This window comes from Pseudomonas sp. T1.Ur (assembly GCF_023516725.1).
Classification (GTDB): domain Bacteria; phylum Pseudomonadota; class Gammaproteobacteria; order Pseudomonadales; family Pseudomonadaceae; genus Aquipseudomonas; species Aquipseudomonas alvandae.
The window spans coordinates 3,487,741-3,512,147 of the sequence record NZ_JAMGSN010000001.1; the positions used below are offsets into that span (position 1 = coordinate 3,487,741).

At 61.0% G+C, this 24,407-nt stretch carries 18 protein-coding genes; 6 read left to right on the forward strand and 12 right to left on the reverse strand.

Annotated elements, in window-relative coordinates; genetic code table 11:
* Positions 1-24 precede the first annotated feature (24 nt).
* Positions 25-1,419 carry a Si-specific NAD(P)(+) transhydrogenase gene (sthA, locus tag M8Q45_RS15435; RefSeq protein ID WP_003183399.1) on the reverse strand — a complete coding sequence of 465 codons (1,395 nt, stop codon included), beginning with the start codon at positions 1,417-1,419 and terminating at the stop codon, positions 25-27.
* A gap of 312 nt (positions 1,420-1,731) precedes the next feature.
* Positions 1,732-2,718, reverse strand: coding sequence for an FAD:protein FMN transferase (locus M8Q45_RS15440; protein ID WP_249877338.1), 987 nt, complete (start codon positions 2,716-2,718; stop codon positions 1,732-1,734).
* A gap of 161 nt (positions 2,719-2,879) precedes the next feature.
* Here M8Q45_RS15440 and M8Q45_RS15445 point away from each other — a divergent pair, with 161 nt between their 5' ends.
* The gene (locus tag M8Q45_RS15445) at positions 2,880-4,178 is read left to right on the forward strand and encodes an MFS transporter (RefSeq protein ID WP_249875460.1); all 1,299 of its coding nucleotides are present in this window, start codon (positions 2,880-2,882) and stop codon (positions 4,176-4,178) included.
* A gap of 170 nt (positions 4,179-4,348) precedes the next feature.
* On the opposite strand, the gene M8Q45_RS15450 is transcribed toward M8Q45_RS15445, so the two are convergent.
* A complete protein-coding gene (locus M8Q45_RS15450; RefSeq protein WP_181286902.1) occupies positions 4,349-5,812 on the reverse strand; it encodes a glyceraldehyde-3-phosphate dehydrogenase in 1,464 nt (487 codons plus the stop codon).
* A 168-nt stretch (positions 5,813-5,980) separates the two neighbouring features.
* Between M8Q45_RS15450 and mfd the strand changes: the two genes are divergently transcribed.
* From mfd to M8Q45_RS15465, 3 genes are read left to right on the forward strand one after another with little or no spacing between them, the layout of a single operon-like run.
* Positions 5,981-9,430, forward strand: a complete 3,450-nt coding sequence (gene mfd / locus M8Q45_RS15455; protein ID WP_249875461.1) for a transcription-repair coupling factor — start codon at positions 5,981-5,983, stop codon at positions 9,428-9,430.
* Between the two features lie 10 nt (positions 9,431-9,440).
* Complete coding sequence (locus M8Q45_RS15460; RefSeq protein WP_249875462.1) at positions 9,441-10,007, forward strand: CsiV family protein; 567 nt, start codon at positions 9,441-9,443, stop codon at positions 10,005-10,007.
* Positions 10,008-10,018: 11 nt separating this feature from the next.
* Entirely contained in the window at positions 10,019-12,712 is a 2,694-nt protein-coding gene (locus tag M8Q45_RS15465; protein WP_249875463.1) for a DEAD/DEAH box helicase, read from the forward strand.
* A gap of 133 nt (positions 12,713-12,845) precedes the next feature.
* On the opposite strand, the gene M8Q45_RS15470 is transcribed toward M8Q45_RS15465, so the two are convergent.
* The 3 genes from M8Q45_RS15470 to M8Q45_RS15480 all read right to left on the reverse strand — a co-directional run bounded on the left by M8Q45_RS15470 (position 12,846) and on the right by M8Q45_RS15480 (position 15,486).
* A complete protein-coding gene (locus tag M8Q45_RS15470) occupies positions 12,846-13,586 on the reverse strand; it encodes an S-methyl-5'-thioinosine phosphorylase (protein ID WP_249875464.1) in 741 nt (246 codons plus the stop codon).
* An 11-nt stretch (positions 13,587-13,597) separates the two neighbouring features.
* On the reverse strand, positions 13,598-14,608 hold the full coding sequence (gene nagZ, locus M8Q45_RS15475) for a beta-N-acetylhexosaminidase (RefSeq protein ID WP_249875465.1): 1,011 nt from the start codon (positions 14,606-14,608) through the stop codon (positions 13,598-13,600).
* Positions 14,609-14,778: 170 nt separating this feature from the next.
* Positions 14,779-15,486, reverse strand: a complete 708-nt coding sequence (locus M8Q45_RS15480; protein ID WP_249875466.1) for a TetR/AcrR family transcriptional regulator — start codon at positions 15,484-15,486, stop codon at positions 14,779-14,781.
* Positions 15,487-15,726: 240 nt separating this feature from the next.
* Here M8Q45_RS15480 and lexA point away from each other — a divergent pair, with 240 nt between their 5' ends.
* A complete protein-coding gene (lexA, locus tag M8Q45_RS15485; protein ID WP_030139954.1) occupies positions 15,727-16,335 on the forward strand; it encodes a transcriptional repressor LexA in 609 nt (202 codons plus the stop codon).
* 10 nt (positions 16,336-16,345) lie between these two features.
* A complete protein-coding gene (gene sulA, locus M8Q45_RS15490) occupies positions 16,346-16,819 on the forward strand; it encodes an SOS-induced cell division inhibitor SulA (protein ID WP_030139953.1) in 474 nt (157 codons plus the stop codon).
* A gap of 72 nt (positions 16,820-16,891) precedes the next feature.
* Here sulA and M8Q45_RS15495 read toward each other — a convergent pair whose 3' ends face one another.
* The 6 genes from M8Q45_RS15495 to fadB form a co-directional block, all read right to left on the reverse strand.
* Positions 16,892-17,125 carry a hypothetical protein gene (locus M8Q45_RS15495; protein WP_122568400.1) on the reverse strand — a complete coding sequence of 78 codons (234 nt, stop codon included), beginning with the start codon at positions 17,123-17,125 and terminating at the stop codon, positions 16,892-16,894.
* 106 nt (positions 17,126-17,231) lie between these two features.
* Positions 17,232-17,756 carry a DUF6586 family protein gene (locus M8Q45_RS15500; RefSeq protein ID WP_249875467.1) on the reverse strand — a complete coding sequence of 175 codons (525 nt, stop codon included), beginning with the start codon at positions 17,754-17,756 and terminating at the stop codon, positions 17,232-17,234.
* 209 nt (positions 17,757-17,965) lie between these two features.
* A complete protein-coding gene (gene topA / locus M8Q45_RS15505; RefSeq protein WP_030139950.1) occupies positions 17,966-20,578 on the reverse strand; it encodes a type I DNA topoisomerase in 2,613 nt (870 codons plus the stop codon).
* A 115-nt stretch (positions 20,579-20,693) separates the two neighbouring features.
* Entirely contained in the window at positions 20,694-20,930 is a 237-nt protein-coding gene (locus M8Q45_RS15510) for a DUF1653 domain-containing protein (RefSeq protein WP_047227205.1), read from the reverse strand.
* A gap of 107 nt (positions 20,931-21,037) precedes the next feature.
* Positions 21,038-22,213 carry an acetyl-CoA C-acyltransferase FadA gene (fadA, locus tag M8Q45_RS15515; protein WP_030139949.1) on the reverse strand — a complete coding sequence of 392 codons (1,176 nt, stop codon included), beginning with the start codon at positions 22,211-22,213 and terminating at the stop codon, positions 21,038-21,040.
* Positions 22,214-22,243: 30 nt separating this feature from the next.
* A complete protein-coding gene (gene fadB / locus M8Q45_RS15520; protein ID WP_030139948.1) occupies positions 22,244-24,391 on the reverse strand; it encodes a fatty acid oxidation complex subunit alpha FadB in 2,148 nt (715 codons plus the stop codon).
* Positions 24,392-24,407 lie beyond the last annotated feature (16 nt).

Below are 24,407 nucleotides of genomic sequence, written 5' to 3' on the forward strand. Positions count from 1 at the left end.
GCTCAGGCCACCGGCCGGAGCCGCTCAAAAAAGCCGGTTGAGGCCGTCGTAGGCGGCTACCCGATAGGCTTCGGCCATGGTCGGGTAGTTGAACGTGGTGTTGACGAAGTATTTCAGCGTGTTCAGTTCGCCCGGCTGGTTCATGATCGCCTGGCCGATGTGCACGATTTCCGAAGCCTGGTAGCCGAAGCAGTGCACGCCCAGTACTTCCAGCGTCTCGCGGTGGAAGAGGATCTTCAGCATGCCTTGCGGCTCACCGGCGATCTGCGCACGGGCCATGCTCTTGAAGAAGGCCTTGCCCACTTCGTAAGGCACCTTGGCCTGGGTCAGTTCCTGCTCGTTCTTGCCGATCGAGCTGATCTCCGGAATGGTGTAGATGCCGGTCGGCACGTCGTTGACAAAGCGCCAGCTGCCGTTGTCGACAATGCTGCCGGCGGCCGAACGGCCCTGGTCGTGGGCGGCGCTGGCCAGGCTCGGCCAGCCAATCACGTCTCCGGCACCGTAGATGTTCGGCACGCAGGTGCGGTAGTTCTCGTCGACTTCGATCTGGCCACGGCTGTTGACCTTCACGCCGATGTTTTCCAGGCCCAGGGTGTCGGTGTTGCCGGTACGACCGTTGCACCAGAGCAAGGCGTCGGCCTTGATCTTCTTGCCGGACTTGAGGTGCAGGATCACGCCGTTGTCGACGCCTTCCACGCGGTCGTAGTCTTCGTTGTGGCGCACGGTGATGTTGTTGTTGCTGAAGTGATAGCTCAGGGCCTGGGAAATTTCCGAGTCCAGGAAGCTCAGCAACTGGCCGCGGTTGTCCACCAGTTCCACCAGCACGCCCAGGCCGCTGAAGATCGAGGCGTATTCGCAACCGATCACGCCGGCACCGTAGACGATGAGCTTACGCGGGGTGTGGCCCAGGCTCAGGATGGTGTCGCTATCGTAGATACGCGCATGGTTGAAATCGATGTCGGCCGGACGATACGGGCGCGAACCGGTGGCGATGATGATGTGCTTGGCCACCAGTTTCTCGACCACGCCATTGCCGCAGACCACTTCGACGGTCTGCTCGTCGGCGAAGCTGCCGGTGCCAAAGAACACATCCACGCGGTTGCGAGCGTAGTAGCCGGTACGCGAGGCCACTTGCTTGGAGATGACCTTCTCGGCGCTCTTGAGCACGTCCGGGAAGGAGAACCAGCGCGGCTCGCCGATGGCCCGGAACATCGGGTTGGTGTTGAACTGCATGATCTGCCGGACCGAGTGACGCAAAGCCTTGGACGGGATGGTGCCCAGGTGGGTGCAGTTGCCGCCGACCTGCCGACGGCTGTCGACCATCGCCACTTTGCGCCCTGCCTTGGCCGCGTTCATTGCCGCGCCTTCCCCGGCAGGGCCGGAACCCAGTACTACCACGTCGTAGTTGTAGACAGCCATGCGTACTCCTCAGAACAGGCCGCGATGCCACGCTTGGCACCGACGGCTAAATCATGCCGGCCGGCGGCATGAAGGAACAATTTGGGGCCGGTTCACGAGCCCGGCCACAGTCTATAGAAGCGTCAACGCCGCGCACATTACCCCTTGGTCGCGTCGTAGGCTAGGGGGCGTTCTCATTGCATACTGAAAATCTACCTGAATCATCGTGGCGAGGGAGCTTGCTCCCGCTTGAGTGCGAAGCGCTCACAAAAGGGGCCGCTACGCAGCCCAGCGGGAGCAAGCTCCCTCGCCACGGGTTCTTTGCTGGACTATCTATTGGGTTTTTTCGCCCACCATCCGTTCAAACGCATCGCTGGTGCGAACGACGAAACGGTCATTGTCCCGCAACACGAAAAATACCCCGATGCCGTGTTCCTGGGCATAGTCCCACGCCTCTTCAGGACCCAGAATCAGCAACAGCGTCGATAGTCCATCGGCCATCATCGCTGAAGGATGAATTACCGTGACTGACGCCAGGTTGTGTAGGACCGGTGCGCCGGTGCGCGCATCGAAGGTGTGGGAATAACGCTTGCCGCCCTGCTCGAAATATTTCTGGTAATCGCCCGACGTTGAAACCCCGTAGCCGTTGACCTCGATGACCCGCTCGGCCACTTGTCGATCGTCCCTTGGCTCTTCAAGGGCGATACGCCAGGGCGAGCCATCCGGCTTGTGCCCGACGGCCTTGAGTTCACCGGTGGCCTCGGCCAGATAGCTGTCGATGCCCAAAGCCTGGAGCCTGGCGGCGATGCGGTCGACGGCGTAACCGGCCGCGATGCTGTTGAAATCGACCTCCACCGCGGCGTCCTTGCACAACCGGTCGCCCTCAATGCGCAGATGCCCATGCCCCACGCGCTGGCGCACCTCGGCCAGGACCGCGGCGCTTGGCACCTTCTCTTCCCGGGATTGCGGACCGAATCCCCACAGGTTCAATAATGGCTCAACCGTCAGGTCGAAGGCACCGTCGCTTTGCAAGGACAGCTGCTCGCCCGCACGAATCAGCTCGAGAACCGGGCCCGGCATGATCTGGCAACTGTCGGCAGGCAGCGTATTGAAACGCTCGATGTCCGAGTCTCTGCGGTAGGTGGACAGTTGCCGATCCACTTCGGCGAGGATCTTTTCCACTTCGCCCTGCACCACTTTCGGACCGGGTGTGACGACATGCCTGACGTACTGGATGGAATAGCGGCTGCCCATGGTCGGGCCGTCGAAGCGCTCCAGGGTATCGCCGTCGCCACAGGCGGATAACACGCCGGCCAGCATCACAAGCCCTGCCCATCGTCCAGTTAACAAATCTTCATCTCCCCTCAAAACCGCGCCGGCCATTATGGGCTACAGACGCGCGCAAAAAACCCGTGGGAGCGAGCTTGCTCGCTCCCACAGGTTCTGCGTTTCCAACAAAATGTGAAAGTGAGTACCTACCCATGTCTTCCAACACGAGCAACGGCAAGGCAATTTTCCGCGTCGTCAGCGGCAACTTCCTCGAGATGTTCGACTTCATGGTCTACGGCTTCTACGCCACGGCCATCGCCAAGACATTCTTCCCGACCGACAGCGCCTTCGCCTCGCTGATGCTGTCCCTGGCCACGTTCGGCGCGGGGTTCCTGATGCGTCCGCTGGGCGCGATTTTCCTCGGCGCCTACATCGACCGCCACGGCCGTCGCAAAGGCCTGATCATCACCCTGGCGCTGATGGCCATGGGCACCATACTGATAGCCTGCGTACCGGGCTATGCCGTCCTCGGCGTGGCAGCACCGTTGCTGGTGCTGCTGGGCCGACTGCTGCAAGGTTTTTCCGCTGGCGTGGAACTGGGCGGAGTGTCGGTGTACCTGGCGGAAATCTCCACGCCGGGGCGCAAGGGTTTCTTTGTCAGTTGGCAGTCGGCCAGCCAACAGGCCGCGGTGGTGTTTGCCGGCCTGCTGGGCGTTGGCCTCAATCACTGGCTGAGCCCCCAGGAGATGGGTGACTGGGGCTGGCGCGTGCCGTTCCTGGTAGGTTGCATGATCGTCCCGGCGATCTTCATGATCCGTCGCTCCCTGGAAGAAACGCCTGAGTTCCAAGCGCGAAAACATCGTCCCAGCTTGTCGGAAATTGTCCGCTCCATCGGTCAGAACTTCGGCATCGTCGTGGCCGGCATGGCGCTGGTGGTCATGACCACGGTGTCGTTCTACCTGATCACCGCCTACACACCGACTTTCGGCAAGGCCGAGTTGAATCTGTCGGATTTGGATGCCTTGCTGGTCACCGTATGTATCGGCTTGTCGAATTTCTTCTGGTTGCCCGTGATGGGGGCGTTTTCCGACAAGATCGGCCGCAAACCCCTGCTGCTCGGTGCGACTGTCCTCGCAATCCTGACCGCCTATCCGGCACTGTCCTGGCTGGTGGCGAACCCGAGCTTCAGCCATTTGCTGGTTGTCGAGCTGTGGCTGTCGTTCCTGTATGGATCGTACAACGGCGCAATGGTCGTGGCCTTGACGGAAATCATGCCGGTCGAGGTGCGCACCACCGGTTTCTCCCTGGCGTACAGCCTGGCGACAGCAACGTTCGGCGGGTTTACCCCGGCGGCCTGCACCTACCTGATCCATGTGCTCGACAACAAGGCCGCACCGGGAATCTGGCTCAGTGGCGCGGCGGTACTGGGGTTGATTGCGACCCTGGTGCTGTTCAAGGGCAATCGGCATGAACTGCGGACGGCGCAGGCCTCTGTAGTCGGTGGCGCCTGACAGATTGCTTTCGTCGGATCGCCGCCCGGAGCAAGCTCGCTCCCACCGGATATATCCCGGACGAAAACTGTGGGAGCGAGCCTGCTCGCGAAGGGGCCGGCCCAGACACCACAAACCCCAGACAAGAAAACGCCCCGACAGGTCGGGGCGCTTTCATTTGCAGCTAAGGCTTAGCGCGGGAACGCAGGCGGATTCACATCTGCCATGTCTTCCATCACGCGAACCACTTGGCAGCTATAGCCGAACTCGTTGTCGTACCAGACGTACAGGACAACGCGGTTATCCTGGACGATGGTCGCTTCAGCGTCGACAACACCGGCGTGGCGCGAGCCCACGAAGTCGGTGGACACCACTTCCTGCGAATTGACGAAGTCGATTTGCTTATGCAGATCGGAGTGCAGCGCCATGTAGCGCAGGTACTCGTTCATCTCTTCACGGGTGGCGGCTTTCTCAAGGTTGAGGTTGAGAATGGCCATTGACACGTTCGGCGTCGGGACACGGATCGCGTTACCGGTCAGCTTGCCAGCCAGCTCAGGCAGGGCCTTGGCAGCCGCAGTGGCGGCACCGGTCTCGGTGATGACCATGTTCAGCGCGGCGCTACGGCCACGGCGATCGCCCTTGTGGAAGTTGTCGATCAGGTTCTGGTCGTTGGTGTACGAGTGAACGGTTTCAACGTGACCGTTGATGATGCCGAACTTGTCATTCACCGCCTTGAGCACCGGCACGATGGCGTTGGTGGTGCAGGACGCTGCGGAAACGATCTTGTCGTCGGCGGTGATGTCGCCGTGGTTGATGCCGTGGACGATGTTCTTCAGCTTGCCCTTGCCAGGCGCGGTCAGGACAACGCGATCGATACCCGGGCAGGTCAGGTGCTGGCCCAGGCCGTCGGCGTCACGCCATACACCGGTGTTGTCCACCAGCAATGCGTTCTTGATGCCGTACTGGGTGTAGTCCACCTCGGTCGGGTTCTTCGCGTAGATCACCTGGATCAGGTTGCCGTTGGCGGTGATGGTGTTGTTTTCTTCATCGATGGTGATGGTGCCGTTGAACGAACCATGGACCGAATCGCGACGCAGCAGGCTGGCGCGCTTGGTCAGGTCGTTCTCGGCGCCTTTGCGCACGACGATGGCGCGCAGGCGCAGGCCGTCGCCACCACCGGTTTTTTCGATGAGGATGCGCGCCAGCAGGCGGCCGATACGGCCAAAGCCGTACAGCACGACGTCGGTGCCTTTGCGAGCCGAAACGTTTTGCTGGCCAACCACATCGGCCATTTCTTCACGCACGAACTGCTCGGCGCTACGGCCATTGGCTTCGTTGCGGAACTTGAACGCCAGCTTGCCCAGGTCCACCGAGGCCGCGCCGAGCTTGAGCTCGCTCATGGCCTTGAGCAGAGGGAATGTTTCGTGGACGGAGAGTTCGCTGTCGTCGGAAGAGCGGTGGCGAGCAAAGCGGTGGGCCTTGAGGATCGCGATGACAGACTGGTTGATCAGGCTGCGGCCATAGATCGAGCTCACCACGTTGTTATTGCGGTAGAGCTGACCGATGAGAGGGATCATCGCTTCTGCGAGTGCTTCACGATCAATCCATTCACCAAGACACTGGTCGGGCTTCTGAGTCACGGTAACCTTCCACATGTAGGGGCTGAAAAAAGGGGCTACATTATGCCGCCGAGTCCTCGCCGGAGCAATGCGCGCCCGTCGCGCCGTGGTTTTGCGTTCTAGCAGCGTAGTCCGCGACTGACAGCCGGGCCCTTCAGCCGCTACAATTGTCGACTTTGTCGCAACGCTGGAGCTCAACCTTCCGTGCCCGTTCTGCGTCTTCCGCTTCTCCCTGCCGCGGCAGGTAAACAGCACTGGGGCAACCTGCCCGGTGCCGCCCTGAGCCTGGCTATCGCCGAGGCCGCCAGCGCTGCAAAGCGCTTCACCCTGTTATTGACCGCCGACAGCCAGAGTGCCGAGCGGCTCGAGCAGGAACTGGGTTTCTTCGCCCCGGATTTGCCGGTGTTGCATTTCCCGGACTGGGAAACCCTGCCCTACGACCTTTTTTCGCCGCACCAGGACATCATTTCCCAGCGCATCGCCAGCCTTTATCGGCTGCCGGAGCTCAGTCATGGCGTTTTGGTAGTGCCGATCACCACAGCCCTACATCGCCTGGCGCCGACCCAATTTCTGCTGGGCAGCAGCTTGGTGCTGGACATCGGCCAGAAGCTTGACGTCGAGCAAATGCGCACCCGACTTGAGGCCAGTGGCTACCGCTACGTCGACACCGTGTACGAGCACGGCGAGTTCACGGTGCGCGGGGCCTTGATCGACTTGTTCCCGATGGGCAGCAAACTGCCGTATCGCATCGATCTGTTCGATGACGAAATCGAGACCCTGCGCACCTTCGACCCGGAAAACCAACGCTCCATCGACAAGGTCCAGTCGATCCGCCTGCTGCCGGCCAAGGAATTCCCGCTGCAAAAAGACGCGGTCACCCGGTTCAAGGCACGCTTTCGCGAACGTTTCGACGTGGATTTCCGCCGTTGCCCGATCTTCCAGGACCTGAGCAGCGGAATCACCCCGGCCGGCATCGAGTATTACCTGCCGTTGTTCTTCGAAGAAACCTCCACGCTGTTCGATTACCTGCCCCAGGACACCCAGGTATTCTCCCTGCCGGGCATCGAACAGGCGGCGGAAAACTTCTGGAACGATGTGCGCAATCGCTACGAAGAGCGTCGCGTCGATCCGTCCCGTCCTTTATTGCCGCCCGCCGAGTTGTTCCTGCCGGTGGAAGACTGCTTTGCCCGCCTCAAGAGCTGGCCGCGCGTGGTGGCGAGCCAGCAGGACGTGGAAACCGGCGTTGGCCGGGAACGCTTCCCCGCCAAGCCTTTGCCGGACCTGGCGATCGAAGCCAAGGCCACGCAACCGCTGGCGGCCCTGGCCGGTTTCCTCGACGGATTCCCTGGTCGCGTGCTGTTTACCGCGGAGTCCGCGGGCCGCCGCGAAGTGTTGCTGGAACTGCTTGAACGGCTGAAGCTGCGCCCGAAGACCGTCGACAGCTGGCCGGATTTTGTTGCGGGCAAGGATCGCCTGGCGATCACCATCGCACCGCTTAACGACGGCCTGGTCCTTGACGATCCCGCCCTTGCCCTGGTGGCAGAGAGCCCGCTATTCGGCCAGCGTGTCATGCAGCGTCGCCGCCGCGAGAAGCGCGCCGACGCCGCCAACGACGCGGTCATCAAGAACCTCACCGAACTGCGTGAAGGCGCGCCGGTGGTGCATATCGACCACGGTGTGGGCCGCTACCTGGGCCTGGCGACCCTGGAGATCGAAAACCAGGCCGCCGAATTCCTCACCCTGGAATATGCCGAGGGCGCCAAGCTCTACGTGCCCGTGGCGAACCTGCACCTGATCGCCCGCTACACCGGCAGCGACGACGCCCTGGCACCGCTCCATCGCCTGGGCTCGGAAACCTGGCAGAAGGCCAAGCGCAAGGCCGCCGAACAGGTGCGCGACGTGGCGGCCGAGTTGCTGGACATCTATGCCCGCCGTGCCGCGCGCGAAGGCTATGCATTCGCCGACCCGAAAGCCGACTACGAAACCTTCAGCGCCGGATTCCCGTTCGAAGAAACCGTCGACCAGCAGACCACCATCGAAGCCGTACGCACCGACATGCTCGCGCCCAAGCCCATGGACCGATTGGTCTGTGGCGACGTGGGCTTCGGCAAGACCGAAGTGGCGATGCGCGCCGCGTTCATTGCCGTGCACGGCGGCAAGCAGGTGGCGATCCTGGTGCCGACCACCCTGCTCGCCCAGCAGCACTACAACAGTTTCCGCGACCGCTTTGCCGACTGGCCAGTGACCGTGGAAGTGATGAGCCGCTTCAAGTCCACCAAGGAAGTGAACGCCGCCGTCGCCGACCTGGCCGAAGGCAAGATCGACATCGTCATCGGCACGCACAAGCTGCTGCAAGACGATGTGAAGATCAAGAACCTGGGACTGGTGATCATCGATGAAGAACACCGTTTTGGCGTGCGCCAGAAAGAACAACTCAAGGCCCTGCGCAGCGAAGTCGACATCCTGACCCTGACCGCCACGCCGATCCCGCGCACGTTGAACATGGCGGTGTCGGGCATGCGCGACCTGTCGATCATCGCCACGCCGCCGGCGCGTCGCCTGTCGGTGCGCACGTTCGTCATGGAACAGAACAAGAGCACGGTCAAGGAAGCCCTGCTGCGTGAATTGCTGCGCGGTGGCCAGGTCTATTACCTGCACAACGACGTGAAGACCATCGAGAAATGCGCTGCCGACCTGGCAGAGCTGGTGCCAGAAGCGCGCATCGGCATCGGCCACGGACAGATGCGCGAGCGCGAGCTCGAGCAGGTGATGAGCGACTTCTACCACAAGCGCTTCAACGTGCTGATCGCCTCGACCATCATCGAGACCGGCATCGACGTGCCGAGCGCCAACACCATCATCATCGAACGCGCCGACAAGTTCGGCCTGGCCCAGTTGCACCAGTTGCGCGGCCGGGTCGGACGCAGCCACCACCAGGCCTACGCCTACCTGTTGACGCCGCCGCGCCAGCAGATTACCCCGGACGCGGAGAAGCGCCTGGAAGCCATTGCCAACACCCAGGACCTGGGCGCCGGTTTCGTCCTGGCCACCAACGACCTGGAAATCCGTGGCGCCGGCGAGTTGCTCGGCGACGGCCAGAGCGGCCAGATCCAGGCCGTCGGCTTCACGCTGTACATGGAAATGCTCGAACGGGCGGTCAAGTCGATCCGCAAGGGCGAACAACCGAACCTCGACCAGCCCCTGGGCGGCGGGCCGGAGATCAACCTGCGGGTGCCGGCGCTGATCCCCGAGGATTACCTGCCGGATGTCCATGCCCGCCTGATCCTTTACAAACGCATCGCCTCGGCCACTGACGAGGAAGGCCTGAAAGATCTGCAGGTGGAAATGATCGACCGCTTCGGCCTGCTGCCGGAACCGACCAAGAACCTGGTGCGCACCACGTTGCTCAAGCTCAAGGCCGAGCAACTGGGCATCAAGAAAGTCGATGGCGGGCCCAACGGCGGCCGTATCGAGTTCGAAGCCCAGACCCCGGTCGATCCACTGGTGCTGATCAAGCTGATCCAGGGCCAGCCCAAACGCTACAAGTTCGAAGGCGCCACGATGTTCAAGTTCATGGTGCCCATGGAACGCCCGGAAGAGCGTTTCAATACCGTAGAGGCGCTGTTCGAGCGCCTCACTCCGACCACTGCTTGAAGGACGCCCAATGCGCCTGTTTCACTCCTTGATGTTGTTGATGACCCTGGTTGCTCCTCTGGCGTTGGCCGACGATCTGTATCAGGTGGAGATGATCCTGGTCCGGCAGAATGCCGAGCCGACCATTATCAGCCGCGCCGCGCCGGAAGACTGGGACGCCGGTGCCCGGCGCCTGGGCGCAGACAGCCTGCGTACACCGGCCATGGGCAATATCGTCGAAAAACTCAACGCCAGCGGCCAGTACACCGTGCTGATGCACAAGGCCTGGCAACAGAACCTGGGCGAACAAGGCAGCAAGATTGCCGTCAGCGACGGCGCCGAGCAGTTTGGCCAGTTTCCCATCGAGGGGACCCTGGAACTGAAACTCGGCCGCTTCACCGACGTGGACGCCGACTTCTGGATCAACCAGATCGACGCCAATGGCCTGGTCACCGCCAGCGAACGCTTGAAGCAACAGAGTCACACCAAGAATGGCCAGTTGAATTTCCTCGACAACGGCCACCTTGGCTTGCTGATCAAGATCACCTCCCTGACCGCGCCTGCGCCACGGCAGGCACCTGACGTCATTCCGGACTGATCGGCGCGCCTATGCCCTCGCCCCTGAGCAAACCGCTGGCACCCTCCTGGGTCAATCGATTCAAGGAACAAAGCCTGGAGCGTGGGCGCCGATACGCGCTGGAAAACCGCGTCAGGATCGTCGAGGCCGGCGACAGCACCATCAGCGCCAGTTGCGAAGGCTCCGGTGGCAGCGTTTATCGTCAGACCATTCGCCTCAAGGAATCAGCCAAGGGCACATTGATCCTGCTTGAAGCGGCGTGCTCCTGTCCGGTGCGCATCAATTGCAAGCATTGCGCGGCGGTGCTGCTGCAAGTCCAGGAAACCCTGGCCTACCCTGCCGCTGAAAAAGACGCCCAGATGCTGGAAAAACTCCAGGCAGTGCTGGACAACCGCAGCCCCAAGGCCCCGCCGCAAGTCTTGGTGGACAACGTGCAACCGGTGCCACGCCTATGGCTGGCTAGCATCGAATTCAGCGCCTTCGAGCCGCGCAACGGCAAGATGCAGCGCTACATCCAGCATCGCGCCGCCCTGTCGTTCAGCTACCTGGATGAATACGTCAGCGGCCAGCGCAACACCGACGTACTGATTCGTCAGGAAACCCAGGCGCTGCGGATAAAACGCCACACCGATGTGGAACAGTCCTACCGCGAACAACTGCGAATCCTCGGTTTCAAAATCGCAACCCGACAAAGCAAAGCCTTGCCGGAGAGCGCGGGCGAACTGTACGAAATGGTCAACGACAGTGCCTGGCTGACCTTTACCCTCAATGACCTGCCGAAACTGCGCACCCAAGGCTGGGAATTGCAGATCGATGAAGATTTCGGCTTCGACCTGACGGCGGTGGACGAGTGGTACGCCACCGTAGAGGAAACGTCGGAGCGGGACTGGTTCGACCTGGAACTGGGCATTATCGTCAACGGCGAGCGTTTGAGCCTGTTGCCAATCCTGTTGAACCTGATGCGCTCGCACATCGAGCTGTTCAACCCGGAACGCCTGGCCAGGCGCCGCGATGACGAACTCATCCTGGTCAACTTGCCGCACCGGCCCAACTCGGAATTCGGCCCACAGCAAGTGGCCCTGCCCTACGGGCGATTGAAGCCGGTGCTGGCGACCCTCGGCGAGTTCTACCTGCAAGAGCCCGGCACCACCAAGCTGCGACTCAACAGCGCCGACGCCCTGCGCCTGAACCCGTTGCAGGACATGCCGCTGCGCTGGGAAGGTGGCGAGCACATACGCAGCCTCGCCCAACGCCTTCGCGACATCAAGGATTACACCACCACCGCACCGAAGGGTTTGAACGCAACGTTGCGACCCTACCAGCTCGAAGGCCTGAGCTGGATGCAGTCGCTACGGCAGTTGGAGGTGGGCGGCATCCTGGCGGACGACATGGGCCTGGGTAAAACCCTACAGACCTTGGCGCACATTCTCAGCGAAAAACACGCCGGCCGCCTCGACCGCCCATGCATGGTGGTGATGCCGACGAGCCTGATTCCCAATTGGCTCGATGAAGCATCGCATTTCACTCCGCAGCTCAAGGTGCTGGCCCTGTACGGTGCCGGGCGCAAGAAACACTTCGAGCGCCTGGCCGACTACGACCTGATCCTGACCACTTATGCGCTGCTGCCCAAGGATGTCGAACGCCTCAAGGCACAGCCGCTGCACGTGCTGATCCTCGACGAAGCCCAGTACATCAAGAACCCCACCAGTAAAGCCGCCCAGGCCGCCCGGGAACTGGATGCCCGGCAACGGTTGTGCCTGTCCGGAACACCATTGGAGAATCACCTGGGTGAACTCTGGTCGTTGTTTCATTTCCTGCTGCCGGGCTGGCTCGGCGACATCAAAACCTTCAACCGCGACTACCGCGTACCGATCGAAAAACGCGGCAGCGACGTACGACTGCAACACCTTAACGGTCGGATAAAACCGTTCCTGCTGCGCCGCACCAAGGAACAAGTGGCGACCGAACTGCCGCCCAAGACCGAAATCATCCATTGGGTCGAACTCAGCGACGCCCAGCGGGACGTCTACGAGACGATGCGCCTGGCCATGGACAAGAAAGTGCGCGACGAGATCACCCGCAAAGGTGTGGCGCGCAGCCAGATCATCATCCTCGAGGCACTGTTGAAGCTGCGCCAGGTGTGCTGCGACCTGCGCCTGATCAGCGATGCCGCCCTGCCGACCCGAGGCAGCAGCTCGGGCAAGCTCGACAGCCTGATGGAAATGCTCGAGGAATTGTTTGAAGAAGGCCGGCGGGTACTGCTGTTTTCACAGTTCACCTCGATGCTGGCGCTGATCGAAGAAGAACTGAAAAAGCGCGGCGTGGAATACGCCATCCTGACCGGCCAGACCAGGGACCGTCGCACGCCGGTGAAGGAATTCCAGAGTGGCAAGCGTCAGATCTTTCTGATCAGTCTGAAAGCCGGTGGCGTAGGCTTGAACCTGACAGAAGCCGACACGGTGATTCACTACGATCCGTGGTGGAACCCCGCCACCGAAAACCAGGCCACCGACCGCGCCTATCGCATCGGCCAGGAGAAACCGGTGTTCGTTTATAAACTGATCGCCCGCGGGACGGTGGAGGAAAAGATCCAACTGCTGCAGAAAGAAAAGTCCGACCTGGCGGCTGGCGTGCTGGACGGACGCGTGGCGGGAGATTGGAAATTGCAGAACGAAGACATCGAGGCGCTATTCGCCCCCCTGCCGGACAAGCTGGAGAAACGCTGAGCCACACTGGACGGGCTGGGATGGGTGGGAGCGAGCCTGCTCGCGAACAGGCTGCCACCTTCAACCTTTTCGCACGCTGAGCCGCCACCTTCGCGAGCAGGCTCGCTCCCCCCCAAATATTCCCCGGACTGTTCTAGCCCGCCATCAACACCCGCGCCAAGGTCGACTTCACTTTGCCCATTCCGTCATGCAAAGCCTGCTCGATCTCAGCCATGGTGATCACAGCAGTGGACTTGCCCGCCGCCGGATTCACGACCAGCGCCAGACAGGCGTAGTCCAAGTCCAGCTCGCGCGCCAGTGCCGCCTCCGGCATGCCGGTCATACCGACGATATCGCAGCCGTCGCGTTCCAGGCGGGCGATTTCGGCCACGGTTTCCAGGCGCGGCCCCTGGGTACAGGCGTAGACGCCGTGGCTGCTATGGCCGCAACCTTCGGCAGCGAGCGCTGCAATCAATTGCTGGCGCAGCGATTCAGTGTAGGGATAGCTGAAGTCAATATGAGTCACCGCCTCCAGGTCATCGGCGAAATAGGTGTGCTGGCGACCGCTGGTGTAATCGATCAACTGATGGGGCACGCAAAAATGCCCGGTGCCCATCGCGGCGTGGATCCCGCCCACCGCGTTGACCGCGAGAATGGCCTCGGCCCCGGCCTGCTTCAGGGCCCAGAGGTTGGCGCGGTAGTTCACCTGGTGCGGCGGAAAACGGTGAGGATGGCCATGACGGGCGAGGAACAGCACCTCACGTCCGGCGTATTCGCCAATCTGCACGTCGGCCGATGGTGCGCCGTAGGGCGTCTCTACCGCGAGGGACTGGCGGATGGTCAAGCCTTCCAGCTGGGTCAGGCCGGTGCCGCCGATAATTGCGTAAACGGTCATTCAAAACGTCCTTAATCAATCAATTGGGCGGTTTTCAACGCACCGATGGCTGTCAACCAACGTGGATCCTGGCGGTACTCGGTATTGGCAAAGGCCTGGCCACGCATGCGGGCAATCCGCGCCGACGGCTTGACCTTCAAACGCTGGGCCGCGCTCAAGGCCAGCTCGGCGGCCGTGCGGTCGTTGCAGACCAGGCCCATGTCGCAACCGGCCGTCAGCGCGGCCTCGATGCGGCTGGCAGCATCGCCAACCACGTGGGCGCCAGCCATGGAAAGGTCATCACTGAAGATCACCCCATCGAACTGCAACTCACCGCGCAGGATGTCCTGCAGCCAACGTCGGGAAAACCCGGCCGGGCTGGCGTCCACCTGAGGGTAAATGACGTGGGCCGGCATCACGGCAGCAAGCTGCTTGCTCAGCTTGGCAAAGGGTACCAAGTCGTTGGCGCGGATCTGCTCAAGGCTGCGCTCATCAGTTGGGATGGCCACATGGGAATCCGCCTCGGCCCAGCCGTGCCCTGGAAAATGCTTGCCAGTGGCTGCCATCCCCGCCGCGTTCATCCCGCGAACGAAGGCTCCGGCCAGCAATGCGGCGCGCTCGGGATCACCTTCAAAGGAGCGACTGCCGACCACCGCACTGCGCTGGTAATCGAGGTCCAGCACCGGGGCGAAACTCAAATCGAGACCGACCGCCAGCACTTCGGTCGCCATGATCCAGCCGCATTGTTCGGCGAGGTATTCAGCGTTCGGGTTGTCGGCAATGGCCCGCATTGCCGGCAAGCGCACGAAACCCTGGCGCAGCCGCTGGACTCGCCCGCCTTCCTGGTCAACCGCCAGCAACAGGTCGGGGCGGATGGCGCGGATCGCCGCGCTCAGCTCGCGCACTTGGCGCGGGTGTTCGATGTTACGAGCAAAAATGATCAAGCCACCCACTTCGGGTTGACGCAACAGATGGCGATCCTCGGCCGTCAGCCAGGTACCGGCGACGTCGACCATCAACGAGCCTTGCAGGCCAGCGGTCATAGCAATTCCTTAATAACGATGGGCGCCCACGGCGACGCCTGCACGACGACACCGCCAGGCTGCATGCCCGGCAATTCGCGCAGCGGCGATGAAAATTGAAACGAACTTGAAAGGAGTATCGGCATGGGCGGCTAGCTTAGCGGATGTGGCCAGCCACGCCCACCCGTCCGCTATGCCTTGGCGAGCGCCGGGGCCGACTTGCTGCGCGGACGCAGTTGCGCCACCGCCATTGCCTCGTCGGTGACGCCGCTTTCGGCACGCATGCCGGCGGCCAGGAAAGGCACCATCAGGCGCATCACTTGCTCGATCGACGTGTTCACACCGAAGTCGGTTTCCGCGATGGCTCTCAGCGCCTTGATGCCGGACATGCTGAACGCCGCCGCACCGAGCATGAAATGCACGCGCCAGAACAACTCGATGGGTGGTATGCGCGGCGCAGCCTCATTGACCAGCAGCATGTAGCGGCGGAACACCTTGCCGTACATGTCTTCCAGGTAACGTCGCAGGTGGCCCTGGCTCTGGCTGAAGGCCAAGCCCAGCAGGCGCATGAAAATAGACAGGTCGTTGCCGCTGCGTGGCTGAACCACGAGCGCCTGTTCGACCAGGATTTCAAGCAGTTCTTCCAGGGTTGGCTTGACGTCAGGCTTGGCCTGGCGTCGCTCCAGCTCGCGGTCGAGACTCAGGCAGAACGGGCCGAGGAAACGTGAGAAAACGGCCTGGATCAGGGCTTTTTTCGAGCCGAAGTGATAATTGACCGCCGCCAGGTTTACCCCGGCCTTGCTGGTAATCAGACGCAAAGAGGTTTCAGCGAAACCTTTTTCCGCGAACAACTGCTCGGCAGCATCGAGAATGCGTTCAACGGTTTCCGACTGGGCCATGGCTACTCCGCCTGACAAACACTTGTTTGAAACATACGTTTCAGCCTTCGCGTTGTCAAGTCTGCCGGGACGTTTTGCGAACGACCGGTCAGCTATTTAACCACACCTTGCACAGGCTGTAGCCATGCCTGTCCGAGCGGTTGAGCCAACCGTCTGGCGGCCTGCTGAAAAAGGATGATTGCCAAGCGTCGTTCACTGTATATAATCCCAGTCACTGTATAAAAAAACAGAGCGATCGATATGCTAAAGCTGACGCCACGCCAAGCAGAGATTCTGGCCTTCATCAAACGCTGCCTAGAAGACAACGGCTATCCGCCAACCCGTGCGGAAATCGCCCAGGAACTGGGTTTCAAGTCGCCCAACGCGGCCGAAGAGCACCTCAAGGCGCTGGCCCGCAAGGGTGCGATCGAAATGACGCCGGGAGCATCGCGCGGCATTCGCATCCCGGGCTTCGAAGCCAAGGCAGACGAAACCACACTGCCAATCATCGGTCGTGTAGCGGCCGGCGCTCCGATCCTCGCCCAGCAACATGTCGAGGAATCCTGCAACATCAATCCTTCCTTCTTCCACCCGAGAGCCGACTACCTCCTGCGCGTGCATGGCATGAGCATGAAGGACATCGGCATTTTTGACGGTGACCTGCTGGCTGTCCACACCACCCGCGAAGCCCGCAACGGCCAGGTGGTGGTAGCGCGAATCGGCGATGAAGTCACCGTCAAGCGCTTCAAGCGCGATGGCAGCAAGGTCTGGCTGATTGCCGAAAACCCGGAGTTCGCCCCCATCGAAGTGGACCTGAAAGATCAGGATCTGGTCATCGAAGGCTTGAGCGTTGGCGTCATTCGCCGCTAAAGGAGGCTTTATGCAATTTCCTCACACACCACAACACACACAACTTCCGCTGTTCGAGGCTTTCATGGCCCAACCGCTGGCTCCAGTCCTGAAAGAGGTCATCGAGTCGCCTTGGGGCGTCGAGCCCGAGGCGTTCAGCGAACTGTCGTTGCGTGGGGCGGCGGGGAATTGCCTGAACCTGCTGGCTCCGATCCTGAGGGAACTGAGCCAGGACCAGGATGCTCGCTGGTTGACGTTGATCGCGCCGCCTGCCAGCGTTACCCAGGCCTGGCTACGGGACGCGGGGCTTAATCGCGAGCGAATCCTGCTATTGCAACCTCGCGGCAGCCAGAGTGCGCAGCAATTAACCTGCGAAGCGTTACGCCTGGGTCGTAGCCATACGGTGGTGAGCTGGCTCAACCCATTGACTGCGACCGCTCGTCAGCAATTGATCAGCGCCGCTCGTACCGGGGACGCGCAGAGCCTGAACATTCGATTGGGCTAAGGCAAACGCAGGGCTTCTCCAGGACAGAGAAGCCGGGTCGGTAAATCGACTTCAAAAAGCCGACAAACGGGATCAATGAAGAACCCGTGGCCCCTCTTCCTTGCTGAATTCGCCTTCAACCAAGCGGCCTGCCATTTGAACGCCCACGCTAAGCATCGCCTTGGCGACTTCAACATGCTGGCCTTGAAGGAACACCTTGGCGTCTTCGGAAAAGTTCAGGGTAACCAGAGAACCCTCGTCTTCAGCCCTGCGCAGCTCGATGCGGCCATCAGGAAGTTCGACGATTTCTAGAAAGGACGTTGGCATAAAAGTCTGTTCTCCACGAAAGGCGGGAATTATATAGTCATCGGTCAGGCTTCGCTCGGGATCTTGACCAAGCGTCGTTAGCGAACACTGCAAGCCGAGTGAAAACTCAGCATTCATTCAGCCCCTCTCGAAAGCGAATTGCCAGGCTTTTCAGGTTCTGACGCCAGCTTTCCAGCTCTTCCCGACTCAGCGGCTGTTCGGACTCCGGTTCGTCAAGATTGACCGCCACGATCAACGGCTGGGTCACGTCCCCCTTGGGCTGACGAGGGGCCCGTGGTGGCTGGAACAGCGCCGCATGGGCCGCCAATAGCCTGGCCAGCCAGGTTTCCGGGTTCTGCGCCAGCTCGACCATTTCAGCCAGTTCGGGGATCGCAACGGTTTCCAGCACCTCACGCGTCAACACCAGCTCGGCGCGCGAAGCACTTGCCTGGGGCAAGCGATAGAAACCGGCGATTTCATGGCAAAGACCCAACAGCGCGCCATACAGGTGAAACAGCACTGACTCACGCCCCGCCTGGATCAGCGCCGGGGAATTCATGGTGCGCCCCTCCTCGGCCCTGGCGAGCGCTTCAAGCGACAGGCCGGCGAAATAAATCTTCTGGTTGGTGCGGGTATAGAGTTCGTGGGCCATGGCGGCATTCTCCCCAACGAAATAAAAGCGTCACGCAGGTGCGACAGTGTCGTGGATGAACCAAAGCCACTGCAAGCCAAAAACAAAAAGGCCGCATGAAAACCTACGGGTTGTCATGCGGCCTTTTACTCGCCTGCAATTGCAAGGGACCAATACGGCGCCCAGCGGAAGCCAGCTTCCCCGCCACAAGAGTCCCTTACATCGCTCAGTCAGCGCTTGTCTTCAACGGTCCACTTACCACCGTCGTAATACGCCTTCCAGCCGGTAGGCTTGCCGTCGACCTCGGTCTGCACATATTGCTCCTTGGTCTTGCGGCTGTAGCGAATCACCGCGGGACGGCCATCCGGATCCTTCTGCGGTGCGTCGCAGAGGAAATGGTACTTCGGATCGATCTCGTCCTTGTGCGGAAGGATTTCAATCACCAACGGCGCCCGAGTCTCGCGATTTTTCGGGAACTGGCTGGCGGCCAGGAACAGGCCGGATGCACCGTCGCGCAGGATGTAGGTGTCGTTGACCTTCTCGCACTTGAGTTCGGGCATCTTCACCGGATCCATCTTCGGCGGCGCCGCGTCACCGCTCTTGAGCAGCTTGCGGGTGTTCTTGCAGGTCGGGTTGGTGCAACCGAAGAACTTGCCGAAACGGCCGGTCTTGAGCTGCATCTCGCTGCCACACTTGTCACATTCCAGGCTCGGGCCTTCATAGCCCTTGATGCGATAAGTGCCCTCCTCGATCTCGTAGCCCGCGCAATCCGGATTGTTACCGCAGATGTGCAGCTTGCGCTTTTCATCCAACAGGTAAGCATCCATCGCCGTGCTGCAGATCGGGCAACGGTGCTTGCCGCGCAGGACCAGGGATTCCGACTCACCCTCATCGTCCGCAGCGATTTCGTCACCCGGCACGAGGTTGACCGTCGCCTTGCAGCGCTCCTTCGGCGGCAGGCTGTAGCCCGAGCAACCGAGGAACACGCCGGTCGAGGCGGTACGGATCTGCATCGGGCGACCGCAGGTCAGGCACGGAATATCGGTCATGACCGGCTGGTTGGCACGCATGCCATCGTCCGGACTTTCGGCTACTTCGAGTTTTTTCTTGAAATCGCCGTAGAACTCGTCGAGCACATTCTTCCAGTCCCGCTCGCCCTGGGCCACATCGTCCAGGTTCTCTTCCATGCCCGCGGTGAAACCGTAGTCCATCAGGTTCGAGAAGCTTTCAGAGAGACGCTCGGTGACGATGTCCCCCATCTTTTCCGAATAGAAACGACGGTTGTGCAACGTCACGTAGCCGCGATCCTGGATGGTGGAAATGATCGCAGCGTAGGTCGAAGGACGACCGATGCCACGTTTTTCCATTTCCTTGACCAGGCTGGCCTCCGAGTATCGTGCTGGCGGCTTGGTGAAGTGCTGCGTCGGATCCACCTTGATCAGCTTCATCACGTCGCCCTGGGCCATGTCCGGCAGGACATCGTCATCGCCTGGCTTGGTGATTTGCGGCATGACGCGGGTGTAACCGTCGAACTTCAGGATGCGGCCTTTGGCGCGCAGCTCGAAATCGCCAGCACCGACGCTGACGGTGGTCGACAGGTATTGCGCCGGCAGCATCTGGCAGGCCAGGAACTGGCGCCAGATCAGCTCGTAGAGACGCTCGGCGTCGCGCTCCATGCCCGACAGCTTGCTTGGCTCGGTATTGGCGTCGGATGGACGAATCGCTTCGTGAGCCTCCTGCGCGCCTTCCTTGCTGCTGTAGACGTTCGGCGTGTCCGGCAGGTATTTCTTGCCGAACTCGCTTTCTATATAAGTGCGCGCCATCGCCACGGCATCGGCCGAGAGGTTGGTCGAGTCGGTACGCATGTACGTGATGTAGCCCGCTTCGTACAGACGCTGGGCCATCATCATGGTTTTCTTGACACCGAAGCCCAGCCGGTTGCTCGCGGCCTGCTGCAAGGTGGACGTGATGAACGGTGCGGAAGGCTTGCTGCTGGTCGGCTTGTCTTCGCGCTTGACGATGCTGTAGCTCGAAGCCTTGAGTTTCTCCAGCGCCGCCATGGCCTGGGCTTCGTTGAGCGGCTTGAAGGCTTCGCCTTTCTCGCGGGCCACTTCGAAGCGCACGGTAGCGCCCTTGGCGGTGCCGAGATCAGCGTGGACTTCCCAATACTCCTCTGGAATGAACGCGCGGATTTCCCGCTCGCGCTCCACCACCAGCTTCACCGCAACCGACTGCACGCGACCGGCCGACAGGCCGCGGGCGATCTTGGCCCACAACAAGGGCGAGACCATGTAGCCCACGACGCGGTCAAGGAAACGACGCGCCTGTTGGGCGTTGACCCGATCGATATCCAGCTCGCCCGGCTGGGAGAAGGCTTCCTGGATGGCCTTCTTGGTGATTTCGTTGAACACCACGCGCTTGTAGCGGCTGTCATCCCCACCGATGGCTTCGCGCAGGTGCCAGGCAATGGCTTCCCCTTCGCGGTCCAAGTCCGTCGCGAGATAGATGGTGTCGGCATCCTTGGCGAGCCGACGCAGTTCTTCGATGACCTTTTCCTTGCCTGGGAGGATCTCGTACTTGGCTTTCCAGCCATGTTCCGGATCGACCCCCATGCGCGAGACCAGCTGCTTGCGCGCCTTGTCCTTCGGCGACAGCGCCGGCGCTTCACCAGCGGCCGCCTTGCCGCGCTTGGCGGCTGGCTCCTTGCTGGCGCTAGCCGAACCGCTGGTGGGCAGGTCTCGGATATGGCCGATACTCGACTTCACCACGTATTGGTTGCCCAGATACTTGTTGATGGTCTTGGCCTTAGCCGGGGATTCCACAATGACCAGCGATTTGCCCATGGATCAGAAAATTCCTGAATTCTAAAAAGTGAAAGGCGGTTGGCGCCTGACGCGGCACCGCTATATATAGTGGCTGCAAGGTGAGGTCAAGGGCGGGGTCTCCCCCATGTCGGCCTCAAGGCTTGGAAAAAAGGCTCTCCTCGGCCTGCACCAAAGCAAAGCGTGGCACCTGTTCGCCGTCAACCTCGACCGACTCCTGGAACATGCTCAAGGGACGCACCCAAAAGCCGTAATCGCCATACAGGGCTTGATAGAAGACCACTTCTTCCTCGGTCTCGGAATGCCGCGCGATGCTGAAAACGCGGTACTGCGGACCTTTGTAATGTTGGTAGAGCCCAGGTTGTATCGGCATGCGTTGGCCCTCACTCAAATTTTTTCAAAATAAAAACAAAATCTTTTCTACTAAACCCGAAAAACAAAAACCGGGGCACTTGGCCCCGGCTTCCATCGACGCAACGCTTAGACGCGTTCGAAGACAGTGGCGATGCCCTGGCCAAGGCCAATGCACATGGTGGACACCCCAAACGTGCCGCCGTTCTGCTTCATGACGTTGAGCAGCGTGCCGGAGATACGCGCACCGGAGCAACCGAACGGGTGACCCAGGGCGATCGCGCCGCCGTGCAGGTTAACCTTCTCGTTCATCTTGTCGAGCACTTTCAAATCTTTCAGCACGGGCAACGCCTGTGCGGCGAAAGCTTCGTTGAGCTCGAAGAAGTCGATATCGGTAATGCTCAGCCCCGCACGCTTCAAGGCTTTCTGCGTGGCCGGTACTGGACCATAGCCCATGATCGCCGGATCCACACCCGCGACAGCCATCGAACGAATCACTGCCATCGGCTGGATGCCCAAGTCCTGGGCACGCTGGGCCGACATCACGATCATGCACGAGGCACCGTCGGTGATCTGCGACGAAGTACCCGCCGTCACGGTGCCGCCCTTGGGGTTGAAGGCCGGCTTCAAGGTCGCCAGGCTTTCCAGGGTGGTCTCCGGACGAATGGTTTCGTCGTAGTCGAACAGCTTCAGGAAACCGTTCTCGTCGTAACCCTGCATCGGGATGATTTCATCCTTGAACTTGCCTTCCACGGTCGCCTTGTGGGCGAGCTGGTGGGAGCGCACGCCAAAGGCGTCCTGCTGTTCGCGGGTAATGCCATGCATCTTGCCGAGCATTTCCGCGGTCAGGCCCATCATGCCCGAGGCTTTAGCCGCGTACAGCGACATGTGCGGGTTCGGATCGACACCGTGCATCATGCTCACGTGGCCCATGTGCTCGACACCACCGACCACGAACACATCACCGTTGCCGGTCATGATCGCCTGGGCGGCGGTGTGCAGCGCGCTCATGGACGAACCGCACAGGCGGCTGACGGTCTGGCCCGCCGCGGTATGAGGGATCTGGGTCATCAGCGACGCCATGCGAGCGATGTTCCAGCCCTGCTCCAGGGTCTGGTTCACACAGCCCCAAATCACGTCTTCGACTTCGTTGGGGTCGACCTTGACGTTGCGTTCCAGCAGTTTGCTGATCAGGTGCGCCGACATGTCTTCGGCGCGGGTATTGCGGTGCATGCCGCCCTTGGAGCGGCCCATCGGCGTACGACCGAAGTCGACAATCACGACGTCTCTAGGATTCAAGCTCATAAATGTTCTCTCGCTCTAGTCGTTGGGCGCTTAACCGAAGAAGCTCTGGCCGTTCTTGGCCATTTCACGCAGCTTCGCGGTCGGGTGGTAGAGCGCGCCCAGATCAGCGTACTGGTCAGCCAGGGCAACGAACTCGGCCACACCGATCGAATCGATGTAGCGCAGCGCACCGCCACGGAATGGAGGGAAGCCGATACCGTAGACCAGACCCATGTCGGCTTCGGCGGCGGTTTCGACGATGCCATCTTCCAGGCAACGCACGGTTTCCAGGCACAGCGGGATCATCATCCAGTTGATGATGTCCTCGTCGGTGACTTCGCGCTGCTCGTAGACGATTGGCTTGAGCACTTCCAGCACCGACGAGTCGGCGACTTTCTTTTGCTTGCCGCGCTTGTCGGTCTCATAGGCGTAGAAACCCTTGCCGTTCTTCTGGCCGAGGCGCTTGGCTTCGTAGAGCACGTCGACGGCCGAACGGCGGTCGTCCTTCATGCGGTCCGGGAACCCTTCCGCCATGACGTCGCGACCGTGGTGGCCCGTGTCGATGCCGACCACGTCCATCAGGTACGCCGGGCCCATCGGCCAGCCGAATTTCTCCATGATCTTGTCGATGCGCACGAAGTCTACGCCGGCGCTGACCAGCTTGGCGAAACCGCCAAAATACGGGAACAGCACGCGGTTGACCAGGAAGCCCGGGCAGTCGTTGACGACGATCGGGTTCTTGCCCATTTTCTTGGCGTAGGCCACGGTGGTGGCGATCGCCAGTTCGCTGGACTTCTCGCCACGGATGACTTCCACCAGCGGCATCATGTGCACCGGATTGAAGAAGTGCATGCCGACGAAGTTTTCCGGACGCTTGAGGGCCTTGGCCAACAGCGAAATGGAAATGGTCGAGGTGTTCGAGGCGAGGATGGTGTCCTCTTTGACCTTGTCTTCGACTTCAGCCAGTACCGCTTGCTTGACCTTCGGGTTCTCGACAACGGCTTCGACCACCAGGTCGACATGGCCGAAATCGCCGTAGGACAGCGTAGGACGAATGCCGTTGAGCACTTCAGCCATTTTCGCGGCGGTCATGCGGCCTTTGTCGACGCGGCCGACCAGCAGCTTGGCAGCTTCCGCCAGGCCTTGCTCGATACCGTGTTCGTTGATGTCCTTCATCAGGATCGGCGTGCCCTTGGACGCCGACTGGTAGGCGATACCGCCACCCATGATGCCGGCGCCGAGCACGGCCGCCTGCTTCACGTCACGGGCGATTTCGTCATAGGCCTTGGCCTTTTTCTTCAGTTCCTGGTCATTGAGGAACAGACCGATCAGGCTCTGCGCGGCGGAGGTCTTGGCCAGTTTCACGAAGCCGGCGGCCTCGACTTCCAGGGCCTTGTCGCGACCGAAGTTCGCGGCTTTCTGGATGGTCTTGATCGCCTCGACCGGCGCCGGGTAGTTCGGGCCCGCCTGGCCGGCCACGAAACCCTTGGCGGTTTCGAAGGCCATCATTTGTTCAATGGCGTTGAGCTTGAGTTTTTCAAGCTTCGGCTGGCGCTTGGCCTTGTAGTCGAACTCGCCGCTGATGGCGCGTTTGACGGTCTCAAGGGCCGCTTCCTGGAGCTTGCCAGGTTCGACCACGGCGTCCACGGCGCCGACCTTCAGCGCGTCTTCGGCACGGTTTTCCTTGCCGGCGGCAATCCACTCGATGGCGTTGTCGGCGCCAATCAGGCGCGGCAGGCGCACGGTACCGCCAAAGCCTGGGTAGATGCCCAGCTTGACTTCCGGCAGGCCGATCTTGGCCGTGGTGGACATGACACGGTAATCCGCCGCCAGGCACATTTCCAGGCCGCCACCCAGGGCGATGCCATTGATGGCCACGACGGTCGGTACGTTGAGGTCTTCGAAGTCGCTGAAGATACGGTTCGCTTCGAGGTTGCCAGCGATCAGTTCGGCATCGGGCAGCTTGAAGTTGTCGACGAATTCGGTGATGTCGGCGCCGACGATGAACACGTCCTTGCCACTGCTGACGATCACACCCTTGATCGAAGCATCTGCCTTGATAGTGTCCACGGCCTGACGCAATTCATTCAGGGTTAGACGGTTGAACTTGTTGACGGACTCACCCTTGAGGTCGAATTTCAATTCGACGATGCCACTTTCAAGAGCCTTAACCGTGATGGCTTTACCTTCGTAAATCATCAACTGATCTCCACGA

Coding starts and splice junctions, on each gene's coding strand:
- lexA (WP_030139954.1), top strand. CDS start 15,727: ATGCTAAAGCTGACGCCACGCCAAGCAGAGATTCTGGCCTTCATCAAA.
- nagZ (WP_249875465.1), bottom strand. CDS start 14,608: ATGACCGCTGGCCTGCAAGGCTCGTTGATGGTCGACGTCGCCGGTACC.
- sulA (WP_030139953.1), top strand. CDS start 16,346: ATGCAATTTCCTCACACACCACAACACACACAACTTCCGCTGTTCGAG.
- M8Q45_RS15470 (WP_249875464.1), bottom strand. CDS start 13,586: ATGACCGTTTACGCAATTATCGGCGGCACCGGCCTGACCCAGCTGGAA.
- M8Q45_RS15465 (WP_249875463.1), top strand. CDS start 10,019: ATGCCCTCGCCCCTGAGCAAACCGCTGGCACCCTCCTGGGTCAATCGA.
- fadB (WP_030139948.1), bottom strand. CDS start 24,391: ATGATTTACGAAGGTAAAGCCATCACGGTTAAGGCTCTTGAAAGTGGC.
- M8Q45_RS15450 (WP_181286902.1), bottom strand. CDS start 5,812: ATGTGGAAGGTTACCGTGACTCAGAAGCCCGACCAGTGTCTTGGTGAA.
- fadA (WP_030139949.1), bottom strand. CDS start 22,213: ATGAGCTTGAATCCTAGAGACGTCGTGATTGTCGACTTCGGTCGTACG.
- M8Q45_RS15500 (WP_249875467.1), bottom strand. CDS start 17,756: ATGGCCCACGAACTCTATACCCGCACCAACCAGAAGATTTATTTCGCC.
- M8Q45_RS15510 (WP_047227205.1), bottom strand. CDS start 20,930: ATGCCGATACAACCTGGGCTCTACCAACATTACAAAGGTCCGCAGTAC.
- M8Q45_RS15480 (WP_249875466.1), bottom strand. CDS start 15,486: ATGGCCCAGTCGGAAACCGTTGAACGCATTCTCGATGCTGCCGAGCAG.
- topA (WP_030139950.1), bottom strand. CDS start 20,578: ATGGGCAAATCGCTGGTCATTGTGGAATCCCCGGCTAAGGCCAAGACC.
- M8Q45_RS15460 (WP_249875462.1), top strand. CDS start 9,441: ATGCGCCTGTTTCACTCCTTGATGTTGTTGATGACCCTGGTTGCTCCT.
- sthA (WP_003183399.1), bottom strand. CDS start 1,419: ATGGCTGTCTACAACTACGACGTGGTAGTACTGGGTTCCGGCCCTGCC.
- M8Q45_RS15440 (WP_249877338.1), bottom strand. CDS start 2,718: ATGCTGGCCGGCGTGTTATCCGCCTGTGGCGACGGCGATACCCTGGAG.
- M8Q45_RS15445 (WP_249875460.1), top strand. CDS start 2,880: ATGTCTTCCAACACGAGCAACGGCAAGGCAATTTTCCGCGTCGTCAGC.
- M8Q45_RS15495 (WP_122568400.1), bottom strand. CDS start 17,125: ATGCCAACGTCCTTTCTAGAAATCGTCGAACTTCCTGATGGCCGCATC.